The sequence below is a fragment of the Lysobacter luteus genome, from assembly GCF_907164845.1.
GTDB lineage: Bacteria > Pseudomonadota > Gammaproteobacteria > Xanthomonadales > Xanthomonadaceae > Novilysobacter > Novilysobacter luteus.
The window spans coordinates 857,213-872,709 of sequence record NZ_OU015430.1 but is presented as its reverse complement, the minus strand read 5'-3'; the positions used below and the strand labels follow the sequence as shown (position 1 = coordinate 872,709).

Genomic DNA, 15,497 nt, shown 5'->3' with positions numbered 1-15,497 from the left:
CCCTGTCCGCACGCCAAATGAAAAGCCCCGCATGACGCGGGGCTTTTTTTGGCAACGTCCGCGGCGGCGTCAGTCGATCCGGCGGATCTTCGCGCCGAGCCCGGAGAGCTTCTCTTCGATGTTCTCGTAGCCGCGGTCCAGGTGGTAGATGCGGTCGATCGTGGTCTGTCCTTCCGCGACCAGTCCGGCGAGGATCAGCGACGCCGACGCGCGCAGGTCGGTGGCCATGACCGGCGCACCGCTGAGGCGCTCCACCCCGCGCACGACCGCGGTGTGGCCGTCCACCCGGATGTCCGCGCCAAGGCGCAGCAGCTCGTTGACGTGCATGAAGCGGTTTTCGAAGATCGTCTCGTTGATCACGCCGACGCCGCTGGCCACGCAGTTCATCGCCATGAACTGCGCCTGCATGTCGGTCGGGAACGCCGGGTGCGGGGCGGTGGTGATGTTGACCGCTTTCGGCCGGCGTCCCTGCATGTCGAGCGTAATGCGGTCGCCTTCGCACTCCAGCTCGGCGCCGGCCTCGGCCAGCTTGGCCAGCACCGCCTTCATCGTGTCCGGCCGGGTCCGGCGTGCGGTGATGCGGCCGCCGGTCATGGCCGCAGCGACCAGGAAGGTCCCGGCCTCGATGCGGTCCGGGACCACCGAGTGCGCGCCGCCGTGCAGGCGCTCCACGCCCTCCACCACGATCCGTCCCGTGCCTGCGCCCTCGATACGCGCACCCAGAGCGATCAGGCATTCGGCCAGGTCGACGATCTCCGGCTCCATCGCTGCGTTCTCGAGGATGGTGGTGCCCTCGGCCAGCGTCGCGGCCATCAGCACGTTCTCGGTGGCGCCGACGCTGACCAGCTCGAATACGTGGCGCCCGCCGCGCAGCCGGTCGGCACGCGCCTTGATGAAGCCGTTCTCGACGGTGACCGTCGCGCCGAGTGTCTGCAGCCCCTTGATGTGCAGGTCGACCGGGCGCGAGCCGATCGCGCAGCCGCCCGGCAGGGACACTTCGGCGTGGCCGTAGCGGGCGAGCAGCGGACCGAGCACCAGCACCGAGGCACGCATTGTCCGGACCAGTTCGTACGGCGCGACCTGGCTGTGCACGGTAGTAGGATCGACGGTGATCCCGTATCGCTCGTCGATGCTGATGCCGGCACCGATCTCGGCCAGCAGCTTGGCGGTCGTGACCACGTCATGCAGGTGGGGCACGTTGCTGATCTCGACCGGTCCGTCGGCCAGCAGCGTCGCGCACAGGATCGGCAGCACCGCGTTCTTGGCGCCGGAGATCTGGACCTCGCCCGACAGGGGGATGCCACCTTCGACCACGATCTTCTGCATGGCGATCAGCCGCGGCCGGCTTCGGCGGGCGTCAGCGTCTTCAGCGCCAGCGCGTGGATCTCGCCGCCCATGCGCTCGCCGAGCGTGGCGTACACCATGCGGTGGCGCGCCAGCGGCAGCTTGCCGGCGAAAGCCTCGCAGACCACGGTCGCCTCGAAATGCACCCCGTCGTCGCCCTGCACTTGCGCCGTGGCGCCTGGAAGGCCTTGCTCGATCAGGGTCTGGATGGTCTGGGGATTCACGGACGGTTCGCTCACGGGGGACGGGGCAGCGCGCGATTGCGCTTACACTAGCCAGTCAGCCTAGCGGAAAGCCCCTGCCCGGAAAATGGCACATCCCGAAACGGCACTCCCCACCCACGATTCGGCCGCCCTGGCTACCAGCGGTCGCCGCGTGTTCCAGCTCGAGGCCGAGGCACTGGCCGCGGTCGGCAACCGACTCGACGGCGACTTCAGCCAGGCTTGCCGGCTGATGCTGGCGGCGCGCGGCCGCGTGGTCTGCACGGGCATGGGCAAGTCCGGCCATGTCGCCCGCAAGATCGCCGCCACGATGGCCTCCACCGGCACCCCGGCGTTCTACGTGCACCCCGGCGAGGCCGGCCACGGGGACCTGGGCATGATCACCGATGCCGACGTCGTCCTCGCCCTTTCATACTCGGGCGAGAGCGACGAAGTGCTGATGCTGCTGCCGGTGCTGAAGCGCCAGGGCAACCCGCTGATCACGATGACCGGCCGGCCGGCGTCGAGCCTGGCGCGTGCGGCCGATGTCCACCTGGACGTGAGCGTGCCGGCCGAAGCCTGCCCGATCGACCTGGCCCCGACCTCCAGCACCACCGCCTCGCTGGCGATGGGCGATGCACTGGCGGTGGCGCTGATGGAGGCGCGCGGGTTCACCGCCGACGACTTCGCGCGGTCCCACCCCGCCGGCGCGCTCGGCCGCAAGCTGTTGCTGCACATTGCCGATGTCATGCATGGCGGCGACGACGTGCCGCGCGTGGGTGCCGACGCCACGGTCAGCGAAGCGCTGGTCGAGATGAGCCACAAGCGCCTGGGCATGACCGCGATCGTCGACGACGACGGGCGCCTGCTCGGCCTCTACACGGACGGCGACCTGCGCCGGAGCCTGGACGACGAGCACGTCGACCTGCGTACCACCCGGATCGCCGAGGTCATGACCCGTGCGCCGCGGACGATCGGCCAGGACGCGCTGGCCGTAGAGGCCGCGCAGCTGATGGAAGCGCACAAGATCAGTGGCCTGCTGGTGGTCGACGACACACAGCGCGTGGTCGGTGCCCTCAACATTCACGACCTGTTGCGCGCACGGGTGGTTTAACGGGCGGCCCGGCAACGCCACGCCTCCACACAGACAAGCGATCCAGGACGCCGTGCCCTACGACCATCACAATGACTACCCCGCCCCGGTCCGCGAGCGCGCGGCGCGCGTGCGCCTGGCGTGCTTCGACGTCGACGGCACGCTGACCGACGGCCGGCTGCTGTTCGACACCGATGGGCGCGAGCTCAAGGCGTTCCACGTGCATGACGGGCTTGGCATGGTGCTGCTGCGCCAGGCGGGCATCGAAGTCGCCTTCATCACCGCGCGCACCAGCTCGATTGCCGAGCAGCGCGCTGCCGAACTTGGCATCACCGAAGTGCACACGGCGGTCAAGGACAAGCTGGCGCGCGTCGGCGAGATCGCCGAGCGCCTGGGGATCTCTATGGACGAAGTGGCCTTCATGGGCGACGACTTGCCCGACCTGCGCGTGATGCTGCAGGTGGGCCTGTCGGCCGCGCCGGCCAGCGCGCATCCCTGGGTGCGTGAACGCGTGCGCTGGCGCACCTCGGCTTCGGCCGGGCTTGGCGCGGTGCGGGAGTTCTGTGACCTGCTGCTGGCCGCGCAGGGCCGGGTCGAGGCGCTGCTGGACGAGGTGACGCGGGTCGAGGGCATGCGCGTGGAAGGCACCGCATGAGCTGGCGGACGATCGTGTCGGCCGTCCTGCTGGTCATTGCACTGGCCAGTGGCTGGGCGCTGTGGTCGGACCGCGAGGAGCAGGTCGAGCGGACCGTCGCCGCCGGTGGCCGCTCCGACTACGTGCTTCACGACTTCGAAATGGTCGCGCTGGATGCGAACGGCAACGAGTCGTTCACCCTGCGCGCGCCCAAGCTGGAGCGCGATCCCGCGGACGAGACCATGGAGATCGTCACCCCGCTGTTCCTGATCCCGCCGCGCGAGGGTTCGGGCGATGCCTGGCAGGTTACCGCCGAGCACGGCTGGGTAAGTGCCAACGGCGACGAATTGCGGCTGCGCGACGCGGTCAAGGCCGAAAGCGATGGCAGCACCGGCGCGCCGGTGGTGGTGCGCACCGAGCAGCTGAACGTATTCCCCGAAGCCGACCGCGTGGCCTCGCCCGTGGCGGTCTCCATTGACAGGCCCGGCTCTATACTCCGCGGCGTCGGTCTCGAAGTGAGCCTGGCCAGCAAGCAGTACACGCTCCAATCCGAGGTCACCTCCCGCTATGTCCCATAACATCCCGCCGAGGGTCACCCTCACGTCGCTGCTGGTCGCCCTCGCGGTGCTGGCCAGCCCGGTGGTCGACGCACGCAAATCCGACCGGTCCAAGGCCATGGAGATCGAGTCCGGCATGCAGCAGGGCACGCTGGACGACAGCACCCCGACCGTGCTGTCGGGTGGCGTCACCATCGACCAGGGCACCCTGCACGCGGAAGCCGCGCGCGCCGAGATCAGCACGCGCAGCGGCAACATCTCGCGGGTGCTGCTGACCGGCAGCCCGGCACGGCTCCGGCAGGAGCTGGACGACGGCACGCCGATGAGCGCGGTGGCCAGCCGCATCGACTACAACGTCTCCAACGAAACCGTGGTGTTCACCGGCAACGTCGATATCCAGCAGCCCCGCGGCTCGCTGGCGGGCGAGCGGGTGGTCTACAACATGTCCACCGGCCAGGTCACCAGCGGCGGCCAAGGCAACGGCCGGGTCAAGATGCGGATCCTGCCCAAGACGGGCGCCGGCGCGGAGACCCCGCCCGACGACGCTGCCGACGCCGAGAACCCGGCGGAGGGTGGCTGATGCTGGTCGCGCAGGGCCTGCGCAAGACCTACCGCTCGCGCGAGGTGGTCCGTGATTTCGGGCTGACCCTGGACGCGGGCGAAGTCGTCGGCCTGCTTGGCCCCAACGGTGCCGGCAAGACCACATGCTTCTACATGATCGTCGGGCTGGTCCCGGCCGATGCCGGCCAGATCACGCTCGATGGCAAGGACATCACCGGCGACCCGATGTATGTGCGTTCCAAGTACGGCGTCGGCTACCTGCCGCAGGAACCATCGGTGTTCCGCAAGCTCAGCGTCGCCGACAACATCATGACCGTGCTGGAACTGCGCGACGACCTCGACAAGGCGGGGCGCGAGCGCGAACTGGCTTCGTTGATGGACGAACTGCAGGTCACCCACGTCGCCGACCAGCAGGGCGCGAGCCTGTCGGGTGGCGAGCGCCGCCGGGTCGAGATCGCCCGCGCGCTTGCCGGCAAACCACGCCTGATGCTGCTCGACGAACCGTTTGCCGGCGTCGACCCGATTTCTGTCGGCGAGATCCAGCGAATCGTGAGCCACCTCAAGAACCGCGGCATCGGCGTGCTGATCACAGACCACAACGTCCGCGAAACCTTGGGAATCTGCGACCGCGCGTATATCCTCAACGAGGGCAGCGTGCTTGCGCAGGGGGCTCCGGACGCACTGCTGGCCAACCCCGACGTACGTCGCGTCTATCTGGGCGAAACCTTCCGCCTGTAGCCCCAAGGGCAAGTCCGGTGCGTGCACCGGCATGATGCAGCGCAGCGGCCGTCGCCTACCCCCGCTCGCGTTTGTCCCACATCATGAAGCCCCGCCTCCAAGCCTCCCTCGGTCAACACCTCGTCATGACGCCGCAGTTGCAGCAGGCCATCCGCCTGTTGCAGTTGTCGGCCGCCGAGCTGGAAGCCGAACTGGCCACCGCGGTGGAATCCAATCCGCTGCTGGACTGGACGGAATCGGCGATCAGTGCCGGTGACACGGCCGCCTCCGCCGGTGATGGTGCCGCGGACGCAAACGACACCTCGCTCGACACTCCCGCGCCGCCCGAGGCTGACTGGACCGGCAGCGACGGCGACACGTGGTACCAGCGCACAGGCCCGGCCGACCCCGACGACGATGGCCTGCAGGCCGAACAGGTGGCCGAATCGGAAACCCTGCACGACCACCTGTTGTGGCAGTTGCACCTGAGCCCGCTGTCGCCGCGCGACCGGCAGATTGCAGTGGCGCTGATCGAGTCGATCGACGACGACGGCTACCTGCGCGAGTCGCTCGATTCCATCGCCAGCACCCTGGGCGAAGAGCTGCACGCCAGCGACGACGAGATCAAGACCGCGTTGTGCCAGATCCAGCGCTTCGATCCCGCCGGGGTCGGTGCGCGCGACCTGGGCGAATGCCTGCGCCTGCAGCTGCGCACGCTCGACGAGGACACCCCGGGCCGGGAGCTCGCCTGCACGCTGGCCGACGGCCCGCTGGAACGGCTGCCGAAGATCGGCGCGACCGGTATCGCGAGCGAAATGAAACTCCCGCTGGAGGAGGTCGAGACGGCGGTGCAACTGCTGCGCTCGCTCGATCCGCGCCCGGGCGCGCAGATGGGCGCCATCTCGACCGATACCTACGTCACTCCGGATGTCGTGATCTGGCGCCAGCACGGCATCTGGCGGGTCGCGCTGTCGGACAGCATGCGGCCGCGCGTCAGCATCCACCGTGGCTACGAGGGGATGATCCAGCACGCCAGCGCGGCCGATGCCAGCTACCTCAAGGGCCACCTGCAGGAGGCGCGCTGGCTGCTCAAGAGCCTGGAAGCCCGCGGCGAGACCCTGCTCAAGGTCACCCGCTGCCTGCTGCGGCAACAGGCCGGCTTCCTCGAGTTTGGCGAGGGCGCGCTGCGTCCACTGACGCTGCGCGAGGTCGCCGCCGACATCGGCCTGCATGAATCCACGGTTTCACGCGCAATCGCACGCAAGTACGCGCGCACCCCGCGCGGCACCATTCCGTTGCGCGCGTTCTTCGCCTCCGGCATCGGCACCGGCGGCGGCGGGGAAGCGTCCAGCACCGCTATCCAGATGATGATCCGGCGCCTGATCGAAGCGGAGAACCCGCGCAAACCGCTGTCGGACGCGCGCCTGGCCGAAACCCTCAAAGCCACCGGCGTGCCGGTGGCGCGGCGCACGGTGGCCAAGTACCGCGAGGCGATGAGCATCCCGTCTTCACAGGACCGCGTGCGCATGGCCTGAAACGGGGAACCGGCCATCCACTGCGATATGCTGAGGCCCCAGTCGCGACGTAGGAGGAGTCCCCCGATGCGTATCGAAATCCACGGCCAGGAGATCGAGGTCACCGCCGCCCTCCGCGACTACGTTGAAACCCGGCTGGCGCGCCTGCAACGCCACTTCGACCAGCCCTTCGAGGTCCGCACGCTGTTGCGCCTCGACAAGCCCGACCACCGCGCGGAAGCCACCATCATCCTGGCCGGCAAGACGCTGCACGCCGACGCCGCGGCGGTGGACATGTACGCCGCGATCGACCTGTTGGCCGACAAGCTGGACCGGTTGCTGGTCAAGCACAAGGAACGCCAGGTCGACCACCGCCGTGGCGAGGGCCTGGCCCGCAGCGGCGAGTTCGGCTGACCATGCCATTGCACGACTGGCTCAGTCCGGGGCGCGTTGCGATCGTCGACGTGCCCACGGACCGGGCTGGAGTCATCGATGCGGCTGCGCGCCTGCTGGGCGGCGTCGACCATGAGTCGACCATCCGCGACAGCCTGCATGCGCGCGAGCGGCTTGCCAGCACGGCGATCGGCCACGGCGTGGCATTCCCGCACGGTCGTGTGCAGGGGCTGGAGCACAGCCGCGGTGCATTCCTGCGGGTGACCCCGGCGGTGGACTTCAATGCCACGGATGGCGAGCCGATCGACCTCGTGCTGGCAATGGCCGTCCCCGAACACGCACTGCAGGAACACCTGCAGCAACTGGCTGAGCTGGCCGAACGCTTCGGCGACCCGGCGTTCCGCAAGGCGCTGCGCCAGGCGGCCGATGTCGACGCGCTGCGCGACTGCCTGCTGGCACCGGCCGAGCCTTCGCGCCGGGCCGCCAACGGGGAACGCTGAGATGCCGATGTCCAACGCCCGCATCAGCGCCGGCGAACTGTTCGAACGGCAGCGCGAGCGCCTCGACCTGCGCTGGTTCGCGGGGCTGGCCGGGGCCGACCGCTACCTCGAGGCGGTCGAGACGGTCGCCCGCCGCCCGTCCCTCGCCGGCTACCTCAACGCGATCTACCCCAACAAGGTGCAGATCCTCGGGACCGAGGAGCTTGCGTGGCTCGACTCGCTCGACTCGCGCCACCGCTGGGAAACGATCGAGAAGATCATGCAGTTCCGGCCGCTCGCGCTGGTCATCAGCAAGGGCCAGACCTGCCCGGCCGACCTGATGGAGGCGGCCGAGGAATCACTGACACCGTTGTGGGGTTCCACCCGCCGCGGGCACGAGCTGCTCAATTACCTGCAGTACCACCTGGCACGGACGCTGGCACCCCGCGTGACGGTGCACGGCGTGTTCATGGAGATCTACTCAATCGGCGTGCTGATCACAGGCGACTCCGGTGCCGGCAAGAGCGAGCTCGCGCTGGAGCTGATCAGTCGCGGCCACCGGCTGGTCGCCGACGATGCGCCGGAGTTCACCCAGATCGCGCCCGACGTGCTGGATGGCACCTGTCCCGAGATGATCCAGGACCTGCTGGAGGTCCGCGGGCTGGGCGTGCTCAACATCCGCGAGATGTTCGGCGACACGGCGGTCAAGGCCAACAAGTACCTGCGCCTGATCATCCACCTGACCCGTCCGGGCCACGAGCGCACCGATGCCGCCGAGCCGACCGGGCTGGAGCGGCTGACCGGCGAGAACAGCGTCCGCCGGGTGCTCGACCTCGATGTGCCGATGACCAACCTGCCGGTCATGCCCGGCCGCAACCTAGCGGTGCTGGCCGAGGCTGCGACCCGGCTGCACAGCCTGCGGATGAAAGGCATGGACCCGGCGGCGGCGTTCATCGCGCGGCACAGCAACTTCCTCGAACGCGGCGACTTCTGACATGGCCATCGTCCCCGGTAACGCCACCCTGGTGATCGTCAGCGGCATGTCCGGCTCGGGCAAGTCGGTTGCGCTCAAGACCTTCGAGGACCTGGGCTACTACTGCGTCGACAACCTGCCGGCCGAGTTGCTGCCGCAGTTCGTGCGCAGCGCCACCGGCGACGGCGCCACGTCCGCCAAGCTCGCCGTCGGTATCGACGTGCGCAACAGCCACAGCGACCTCAGCAACCTGCCCGCGTGGCTGTCGGCAGTGGGCGAGATGGGGCTGGACCCACGCCTGATCTATTTCGAGAGCCGCGACGAAGTGCTGCTCAAGCGCTACGCCGATACCCGCCGGCGCCACCCGCTGAGCAACCTCGGCCTGGCGCTGGCCGACGCCATCGCGCTGGAGCGGCAGGTGCTCAAGCCGATGCGGCAGCTGGCCGACATCGTGCTCGACACCAGCGACCTCAACGTGCACCAGATGCGCCGCCGGGTGATCACCGAGTTCGGCCTGGGCGACGACAGCACCGTCTCGCTGTTGTTCGAATCGTTCGCCTACCGCCGCGGCGTACCCGCCGACGCGGACTTCGTCTTCGACGCCCGCTGCCTGCCCAATCCCCACTGGGACCCGGTGCTGCGCCCGTTGTCGGGCCGCGACGCCGCCGTTGCGGAACACCTGGATGCCCAGCCGGAAGCGGACGCGTACGCGACCGAGGTCACCCGTTTCCTGGATACCTGGCTGCCGCGTATGCGGGCCGACTCCACCCGCAGCTACATCACCGTCGCATTCGGATGCACCGGGGGCCGTCACCGCTCGGTCTATCTCGCCGAACGCCTGGCCGCCCACGCGCGCGAACACGGCTGGGACGAAGTGGCTGTCCACCACCGCGAACTGGACTGAAAATACGTGGCGGGCCGGGCTCCCCGCTTCCCGCCTCCGACAGCGGTCTGTTAACTTCCTGCAATGGCCATCGGCGTCCTCCTCATCACCCATCCGGGCATCGGCAGCGCGACCCTCGCGGTCGCCACCCGGCTGCTGAGGTCGCTGCCGCTGCGTTGCGAGGCGCTGGAAGTGTCGTTCGATGGCGACCCCGACGCGCTGCTGCCGCAGGCCAGCGCGGCACTGCGGCGGGTGGACAGCGGCGATGGCGTGCTGGTCCTGACGGACCTGTACGGCGCGACGCCCAGCAACCTGGCGGCCAAGGTGGCCCGGCTCGGCACACCGGTCAAACGGGTTTCGGCGTTGAGCCTGCCCATGCTGCTGAGAGTCATGAACTACGCCGAGCTCACGCTCGACGAACTGCCGGCGGTTGCGGCCGCCGGCGCACGCAACGGCGTGCTGATGGACGACGCCTGACAGGGAGCGTCTTCAGCGGCGTTGACGGAACCTGATCCGCCTCCCCCGGGGTGGCAGGAAGCCAGGCCATAGCCCGAGGCCAAAGGAACAACGCCATGATCGAACGAGAATTGACCGTAACCAACCGCCTGGGGCTGCATGCCCGGGCCACCGCGAAGCTGGTGCAATTGCTGTCGCCGTACCGCTGCAACGTCACGCTGATCGCCAAGGGCCGCGAGGTCAATGCCAAGAGCATCATGGGCGTGATGCTGCTGGCCGCTGGCCAGGGCACGCCGGTAAAGCTGCGGGTCGACGGCGAGGACGAAGCGGTGGCGGCCGACGCCGTCACGGCTCTGTTCGAGCGCCGCTTCGACGAAGACCAGTAACCGCGCGTGCGGCAGGAATTCACCGGTCTGGGAGCATCGCGCGGCAGCGCGCTCGGGCGGGCGCGTGTGCGCCTGCCGCATGTGCTGGATGTGGTGGAGGAGCGCATCCCCGCCGAGGCGGTCGAGCCCGAGCTGGCGCGCCTGCACGAGGCCATCGCCAAGGTCCGCGCGGAGATGCACGCGCTGCGCGAACGCCTGCACGGCGCGCTGATGCACGAGGTCGGCGAGTTCCTCGACCTGCACGCCCTGCTGCTCGACGACCCGGAACTGCTGCAGGGCCTGGACGGCCTGATCCGCAACGGCCGTTACAGCGCCGACTACGCGCTACGCAAGCAACGCGACCGCATCGCCGCGGTGTTCGAGTCGATGGACGACCCCTACTTCCAGAGCCGGGTCGACGACGTCGACCAGGTCATCGGCCGCATCCACGCGGCGCTGCACCGGCGCGACAACGTCATGGCGGGCATGGCCGGCGAGATCCTGGTCACCGACAACGTCGCCCCGGCCGAACTCGCCCAACTGCAGGCGCAGGGCGTGGTGGCGATCGTCACCAGCGCCGGCAGCATGCTCTCGCACAGCGCCATCCTGGCGCGCAGCCTGCACCTGCCGCTGGTCGTCGGCGCGGCGGGGATCCTGCAGCGGGTCAACGATGGCGATGCGCTGGTGGTGGACGGGGGCACCGGCTGGGTGGTGCTCGAACCGGCCCCGGACGACCTGCGCCGGCACCGCGACCGCGAGCGCGTCTACGCCCGCGAGCTGCGCGAGCTCAACCGGATGCGGCGCGAGCCCAACCAGACCCGCGACGGCACCGAAATCGACCTGTTCGCCAACGCCGAGTCGCGCGAGGACGTGGCCGAGGCGCACGCGCTGGGCGCCACCGGCATCGGCCTGTACCGCACCGAATTCCTGTTCCTGCAGCGCATGGAGCTGCCCGACGAGAACGAGCAGTTCCACGCGTACCGTGACGTGATCCTGGGCATGAGCGGGCGTCCGGTGACGATCCGGATGCTGGACCTGGGCGCCGACAAGGCCGACCGGACCGGCCTGGCGCTGCGCGACGAACCCAACCCGGCGCTGGGCCTGCGCGGCGTGCGGCTGTCGCTGGCCCGCCCCGCCCTGCTCGAAACCCAACTGCGCGCCCTGCTGCGCGCCTCCGGCTACGGGCCGCTGCGGATCCTGCTGCCGATGATCAGCGGCCGCGAGGAGGTCCGCACGATGCGCGCACACATGATGCGCATCGCCCGCGACCTGCGCAGCGAAGGCCACGAGATCGCCGACTATGTCGCGCTCGGGGCAATGATCGAGATCCCGGCCGCCGCGCTCGCACTGCCAACCTTCATCGGCGGGGTCGATTTCCTGTCGATCGGCACCAACGACCTGATCCAGTACCTGCTCGCGGCCGACCGCAACAACGACGCACTCGGCGAGCTCTACACGCCGCTGCACCCGGCGGTCATCCGGATGCTGCGCGACCTGATCCGGATGGCCAAGTCGCGCAACCGCCCGATCGCGGTGTGCGGGGAAATCGCCGGCGATGCGCGGCTGGCGCCGATGCTGCTGGCGCTTGGGCTGGAGCAGTTCAGCCTGCATCCGACCACCCTGCTGGAGGTGCGCCGGACCATCCGCAACTGCGACCTGGACCGCCTGCGCGCCAATGCCCCGGCGTTGCTGCGCGCACGCGAGCGGGTCGAGATCGAACGCTGGATCGACGCCCAGCGCGGACATTGACCCACCCCGCGCTGTGCACGGCACGCGGCAATGGCGATAATGCCGCGATGAACACCTGACGCCGGTCGCATCCGTCACCACGGCTGCGGCCCTACCGCCCGACCCGACCCGGAGTCCGCATGGCCGAGGCCGTCCGCCACGACAAGACCGCGCGCCAGCTGCGACTGCTCTCCGACGCGCTCGACAGCGGGCGGCTGGGGCCGGTCAAGCGGCTGGTCAACACCCTTTCGCCGGCCGAGATCGGCAACCTGCTGGAGTCGCTGCCCCACGGCAAGCGCGTGGTGGTGTGGGGTCTGGTGGACCCCGAGGATGACGGCGAGGTGCTGGTGCACGTCGGCGACGAGGTCCGCGAGAGCCTGCTGGCGGACATGGACCCCGACGAGATCGTCGCCGCGGTCGAAGACCTCGACATCGACGACCTCGCCGATCTGGTCGAGGACCTGCCCGACACCGTCATCGACGAAGTGCTCAAGTCGATGGACCGGGACAACCGCGAGCGGCTGGAGCAGGTGCTGTCCTACCCCGAGGACACCGCCGGGCGCCTGATGAACCCCGACGTGGTGACCGTGCGCGCCGACACCACCGTCGACGTCGTACTGCGCTACCTGCGCCTGCGCGGCGAGCTGCCCGAGCACACCGACTACCTGTATGTCGTCAGCCGCCGGCACCAGTACCTGGGTCGCATCGGCCTGGCGCAGCTGCTGACCCACGAGGCCGGCACCCCGATCAACCAGCTGGTCGACAGCGAGCAGACCGCGTTCGACGTGGACGAGTCGGCGGCGGAGGTTGCCCGGCAGTTCTCCGACCACGACTGGCTCAGCGCCCCCGTGGTGGACGACAACCACGTGCTGCTTGGCCGCATCACGGTCGACGACGTGGTCGACATCATCCGCGAGCAGGCCGAACACCAGGCCCTGAGCGCCGCCGGCCTGGACGAGGACGAGGACCTCTTCAGCCCCGCGCGCCGCGCTTTCCGGCGCCGGCTGGTGTGGCTGGGCATCAACCTGGGGACCGCCTTCATCGCGGCCGGGGTGATCGGCCGGTTCGAGGCCGCGATCGAGGAGATCGTCGCCCTGGCGATCCTGATGCCGATCGTGGCCGGCATGGGCGGCAACGCCGGTACCCAGGTGCTGGCACTGATGATCCGCGGCCTGGCCCTCGGCCAGATCGGCGGGTCCAACGTCGAGATCCTGTTGCGCAAGGAGCTCGGCGTGGCCCTGATCAACGGCCTGGTGCTCGGCGTAGGCCTGGGCCTGATCGTGCTGCTGTGGTTCCGCGACCCGATGCTGTCGCTGGTGATCGGCACCGCGCTCACCATCAACCTGCTCACGGCCGCCGCCGGCGGGGTGCTCGTGCCGCTGACGCTCAAGCGGCTGGGCTTCGACCCCGCCCTGGCCGGCGGCGTGGTGCTGACCACCCTCACCGACGTGATGGGCTTCCTCGGCTTCCTCGGGCTGGCCACGCTGATCCTGCTGCGTTAGCCGCATCCGCGGCCCGGCGGACGCGCGCTACCGGTCGAGCGGGCTGAGCACGCCACCCGCCCCGCGTCCCAGCACGTGCGTGTAGAGCTGGGTGGTCGCCACGTCCTTGTGGCCGAGCAGCTCCTGCACCGTCCGGATGTCGTGCCCCGCCTCGAGCAGGTGGGTGGCGAAGGAGTGCCGCAGCGTGTGGCAGGTCGCCGGCTTGTGGATCCCGGCGCGCACGCGGGCAGCCTTGACCGCCCGCTGCAGGGTTGCCTCGTCGAGATGGTGGCGGCGACTGGCCCCGCTGCGCGGGTCCACCGAGTGCCGCGGTGACGGAAACACGTACTGCCACCCGAGCTCCCGCGCCGCGTTGGGATACTTGCGCGACAGCGCATGCGGCAGATACACCTCCCCGCGCCCCGCGAGCAGGTCGGCCTGGTGGTGCAACCCGACACGGTCGACCTGCTCCCGGAGCCGTTCGTGCAGACGCTGCGGCAACGGCACACGGCGATCCTTCCCGCCCTTTCCGTTCCGCACCAGGATCTCGCGGCGGCCAAAATCGACGTCCTGCACCCGCAGCCGCACGCACTCCATCAACCGGATGCCTGCGCCATAAAGCAGCGCCGCCATCAGCCAAGGCTGCCCATCGAGCATCGCCAACAACCGCGCCACCTCGTCGTGCGAAAGCACCACCGGCACCTTCTGCGGGCGCTTGGCACGCACCACCGACTCCATCCACGGCAGCTCCATACCAAGTACCTCCCGGTACAGAAACAGCAACGCCGACAGCGCCTGGTTCTGCGTGCTGGCCGCCACGTCGTCCCGCGTCGCCAGCGTGGACAAAAACGCCTCCACCTCCGCCACGCCCATGTCGCGTGGATGGCGCCGGCCGTTGGCAAGGATGAATCGGCGCGCCCAACTCACGTAGGCACGCTCGGTCCTGATGCTGTAGTGCCGCAGCCGGCACCGCGCCCGTATCTGGTCCAGCAGCCGCGGCTCCTTGCCGGGACGCTCGGTTACCGCCGCATCTTTGCCGTGATATGACATACCGCCCCACCATCGTCGTGTATCCGGTAACGATGGGCGTGACCAGGCAGGGGCGAAAGCGGGCAAGACATTGATATGCCGTAGGATTTATCCGGTTGACGCTCGCGTTTGGCTCAGCGACGATCCGTTACCGCCCCGTTTTTGGGGTCGACTAAGTGTTAGGCCTCAGAAGAGACTATGCAGCAGTCCATTAAGAGCATCACAGCCGGAGTTGTTTCGGGCGGACTCACTTATTTCGCGTCTATCTACGCGCTCGGCTTCACCAATGCCTTCGTCATGCCACATGGCTTCCCTCTCGCGCTCTGGGAGGCGACGGTAGTCTTTGGCATTGGCGCTACACTCGTAGCATTGCTGATCCATTTCCTCGCAATTCGGCTGCTTGCCGCCAGGACCCTTCTTGCCTTCGCGGCATTTGCAGTGACCGGACTTGTTTCCTTGGCGGTGTCTGGCCTTCTGACACATGGCGGCAAAGCCATTGCAGCGTGGTTGCTCGGCGCTTTGCTCGCCTCGGCGCTTCACACCCGGCTGAGGCCTAACAATTCGTTCAAGCCGAAACCGCTTCGTTCCGGCAAAGGCATGGCATAGAAAGCCTGCCATGCCTTTGCCTCCACTACGCGGTTCGGCTTAACTCAGGCGTTAGCCGTTGAAGACAGTACGTGGATAACTCGGAAGACCAATTCCAAGAGCTCGTAGCTCAGCTCGTTGGGCGTGCCAATCGAATGCTTGCGGAGCGGTCCGAGGTTTTTCCTATGGGCCTTCTGCTCCTGCCAGACGGCGGGCTCGACGTATCTGTGGCTGCGTACGATTCGGTCGAACAAATTCCGGAGCTGCTTAGCGCTATTCAAGCCAGCCTGTCGGAGAAGGTCCAGGAGGGCTCAGCCATCGCGTCGTGCATCGCGTATCCGGACTACGAGGCCGGAGAAGTGGTCGCGTTCTTAGAGAACCGCGAGAACTATTGCGCAACCGTGCGTATTCCGGTGGCCGGCGCTCCAACCTCGGAAGCCGACCTCGAGAACATTGCTGTAGAAGACGGCAGCGTGTATGTGTTCCCGGTCAACGGCTAACAATT

Annotated in this window: 19 protein-coding genes; 16 read left to right on the top strand and 3 right to left on the bottom strand. The window is 68.6% G+C overall.

What is annotated here, in order from left to right; all coding sequences use genetic code 11:
* Window positions 1-69: 69 nt before the first annotated feature.
* Both murA and KOD61_RS04090 read right to left on the bottom strand, forming a co-directional pair.
* Window positions 70-1,326, bottom strand: a complete 1,257-nt coding sequence (murA, locus tag KOD61_RS04095; RefSeq protein WP_215219785.1) for a UDP-N-acetylglucosamine 1-carboxyvinyltransferase — start codon at window positions 1,324-1,326, stop codon at window positions 70-72.
* Window positions 1,327-1,331: 5 nt separating this feature from the next.
* Window positions 1,332-1,568 (bottom strand): BolA family protein, encoded by a 237-nt coding sequence (locus KOD61_RS04090; RefSeq protein WP_215219784.1) that lies wholly within the window; start codon window positions 1,566-1,568, stop codon window positions 1,332-1,334.
* A gap of 85 nt (window positions 1,569-1,653) precedes the next feature.
* Between KOD61_RS04090 and KOD61_RS04085 the strand changes: the two genes are divergently transcribed.
* From KOD61_RS04085 to mgtE, 14 genes are all read left to right on the top strand, one after another.
* Window positions 1,654-2,658 carry a KpsF/GutQ family sugar-phosphate isomerase gene (locus tag KOD61_RS04085; protein ID WP_215219783.1) on the top strand — a complete coding sequence of 335 codons (1,005 nt, stop codon included), beginning with the start codon at window positions 1,654-1,656 and terminating at the stop codon, window positions 2,656-2,658.
* Window positions 2,659-2,710: 52 nt separating this feature from the next.
* Window positions 2,711-3,292: a KdsC family phosphatase gene (locus KOD61_RS04080; RefSeq protein WP_215219782.1), complete on the top strand. Its 582-nt coding sequence runs from the start codon at window positions 2,711-2,713 to the stop codon at window positions 3,290-3,292.
* Window positions 3,289-3,849 (top strand): LPS export ABC transporter periplasmic protein LptC, encoded by a 561-nt coding sequence (lptC, locus tag KOD61_RS04075; RefSeq protein WP_215219781.1) that lies wholly within the window; start codon window positions 3,289-3,291, stop codon window positions 3,847-3,849. The genes KOD61_RS04080 and lptC overlap by 4 nt, the downstream gene beginning before the upstream one ends.
* On the top strand, window positions 3,839-4,408 hold the full coding sequence (lptA, locus tag KOD61_RS04070; RefSeq protein ID WP_215219780.1) for a lipopolysaccharide transport periplasmic protein LptA: 570 nt from the start codon (window positions 3,839-3,841) through the stop codon (window positions 4,406-4,408). The genes lptC and lptA overlap by 11 nt, the downstream gene beginning before the upstream one ends.
* Window positions 4,408-5,127, top strand: a complete 720-nt coding sequence (gene lptB, locus KOD61_RS04065) for an LPS export ABC transporter ATP-binding protein (RefSeq protein ID WP_215219779.1) — start codon at window positions 4,408-4,410, stop codon at window positions 5,125-5,127. The genes lptA and lptB overlap by 1 nt, the downstream gene beginning before the upstream one ends.
* Before the next feature lie 83 nt (window positions 5,128-5,210).
* Window positions 5,211-6,641, top strand: a complete 1,431-nt coding sequence (locus tag KOD61_RS04060) for an RNA polymerase factor sigma-54 (protein WP_215219778.1) — start codon at window positions 5,211-5,213, stop codon at window positions 6,639-6,641.
* A 66-nt stretch (window positions 6,642-6,707) separates the two neighbouring features.
* Entirely contained in the window at window positions 6,708-7,034 is a 327-nt protein-coding gene (gene hpf / locus KOD61_RS04055) for a ribosome hibernation-promoting factor, HPF/YfiA family (RefSeq protein ID WP_215219777.1), read from the top strand.
* A 2-nt stretch (window positions 7,035-7,036) separates the two neighbouring features.
* Window positions 7,037-7,513 carry a PTS sugar transporter subunit IIA gene (locus KOD61_RS04050; RefSeq protein WP_215219776.1) on the top strand — a complete coding sequence of 159 codons (477 nt, stop codon included), beginning with the start codon at window positions 7,037-7,039 and terminating at the stop codon, window positions 7,511-7,513.
* Window positions 7,514-7,520: 7 nt separating this feature from the next.
* Window positions 7,521-8,486 (top strand): HPr(Ser) kinase/phosphatase, encoded by a 966-nt coding sequence (gene hprK / locus KOD61_RS04045; protein WP_215219775.1) that lies wholly within the window; start codon window positions 7,521-7,523, stop codon window positions 8,484-8,486.
* 1 nt (window position 8,487) lies between these two features.
* Complete coding sequence (rapZ, locus tag KOD61_RS04040) at window positions 8,488-9,369, top strand: RNase adapter RapZ (RefSeq protein WP_215219774.1); 882 nt, start codon at window positions 8,488-8,490, stop codon at window positions 9,367-9,369.
* 63 nt (window positions 9,370-9,432) lie between these two features.
* On the top strand, window positions 9,433-9,825 hold the full coding sequence (locus KOD61_RS04035; protein ID WP_215219773.1) for a PTS sugar transporter subunit IIA: 393 nt from the start codon (window positions 9,433-9,435) through the stop codon (window positions 9,823-9,825).
* Between the two features lie 95 nt (window positions 9,826-9,920).
* The gene (locus tag KOD61_RS04030) at window positions 9,921-10,190 is read left to right on the top strand and encodes an HPr family phosphocarrier protein (RefSeq protein WP_215219772.1); all 270 of its coding nucleotides are present in this window, start codon (window positions 9,921-9,923) and stop codon (window positions 10,188-10,190) included.
* A 6-nt stretch (window positions 10,191-10,196) separates the two neighbouring features.
* On the top strand, window positions 10,197-11,918 hold the full coding sequence (gene ptsP, locus KOD61_RS04025) for a phosphoenolpyruvate--protein phosphotransferase (protein WP_215219771.1): 1,722 nt from the start codon (window positions 10,197-10,199) through the stop codon (window positions 11,916-11,918).
* A gap of 119 nt (window positions 11,919-12,037) precedes the next feature.
* Complete coding sequence (gene mgtE / locus KOD61_RS04020; RefSeq protein ID WP_215219770.1) at window positions 12,038-13,399, top strand: magnesium transporter; 1,362 nt, start codon at window positions 12,038-12,040, stop codon at window positions 13,397-13,399.
* Window positions 13,400-13,426: 27 nt separating this feature from the next.
* Here the strand turns inward: mgtE and KOD61_RS04015 are convergent, their stop codons facing one another.
* Complete coding sequence (locus KOD61_RS04015) at window positions 13,427-14,428, bottom strand: integron integrase (RefSeq protein WP_215219769.1); 1,002 nt, start codon at window positions 14,426-14,428, stop codon at window positions 13,427-13,429.
* Between the two features lie 177 nt (window positions 14,429-14,605).
* Here KOD61_RS04015 and KOD61_RS04010 point away from each other — a divergent pair, with 177 nt between their 5' ends.
* Window positions 14,606-15,013 carry a hypothetical protein gene (locus tag KOD61_RS04010; protein ID WP_215219768.1) on the top strand — a complete coding sequence of 136 codons (408 nt, stop codon included), beginning with the start codon at window positions 14,606-14,608 and terminating at the stop codon, window positions 15,011-15,013.
* Between the two features lie 164 nt (window positions 15,014-15,177).
* Window positions 15,178-15,492, top strand: coding sequence for a hypothetical protein (locus tag KOD61_RS04005; protein ID WP_215219767.1), 315 nt, complete (start codon window positions 15,178-15,180; stop codon window positions 15,490-15,492).
* The last annotated feature ends 5 nt before the right edge of the window (window positions 15,493-15,497 follow it).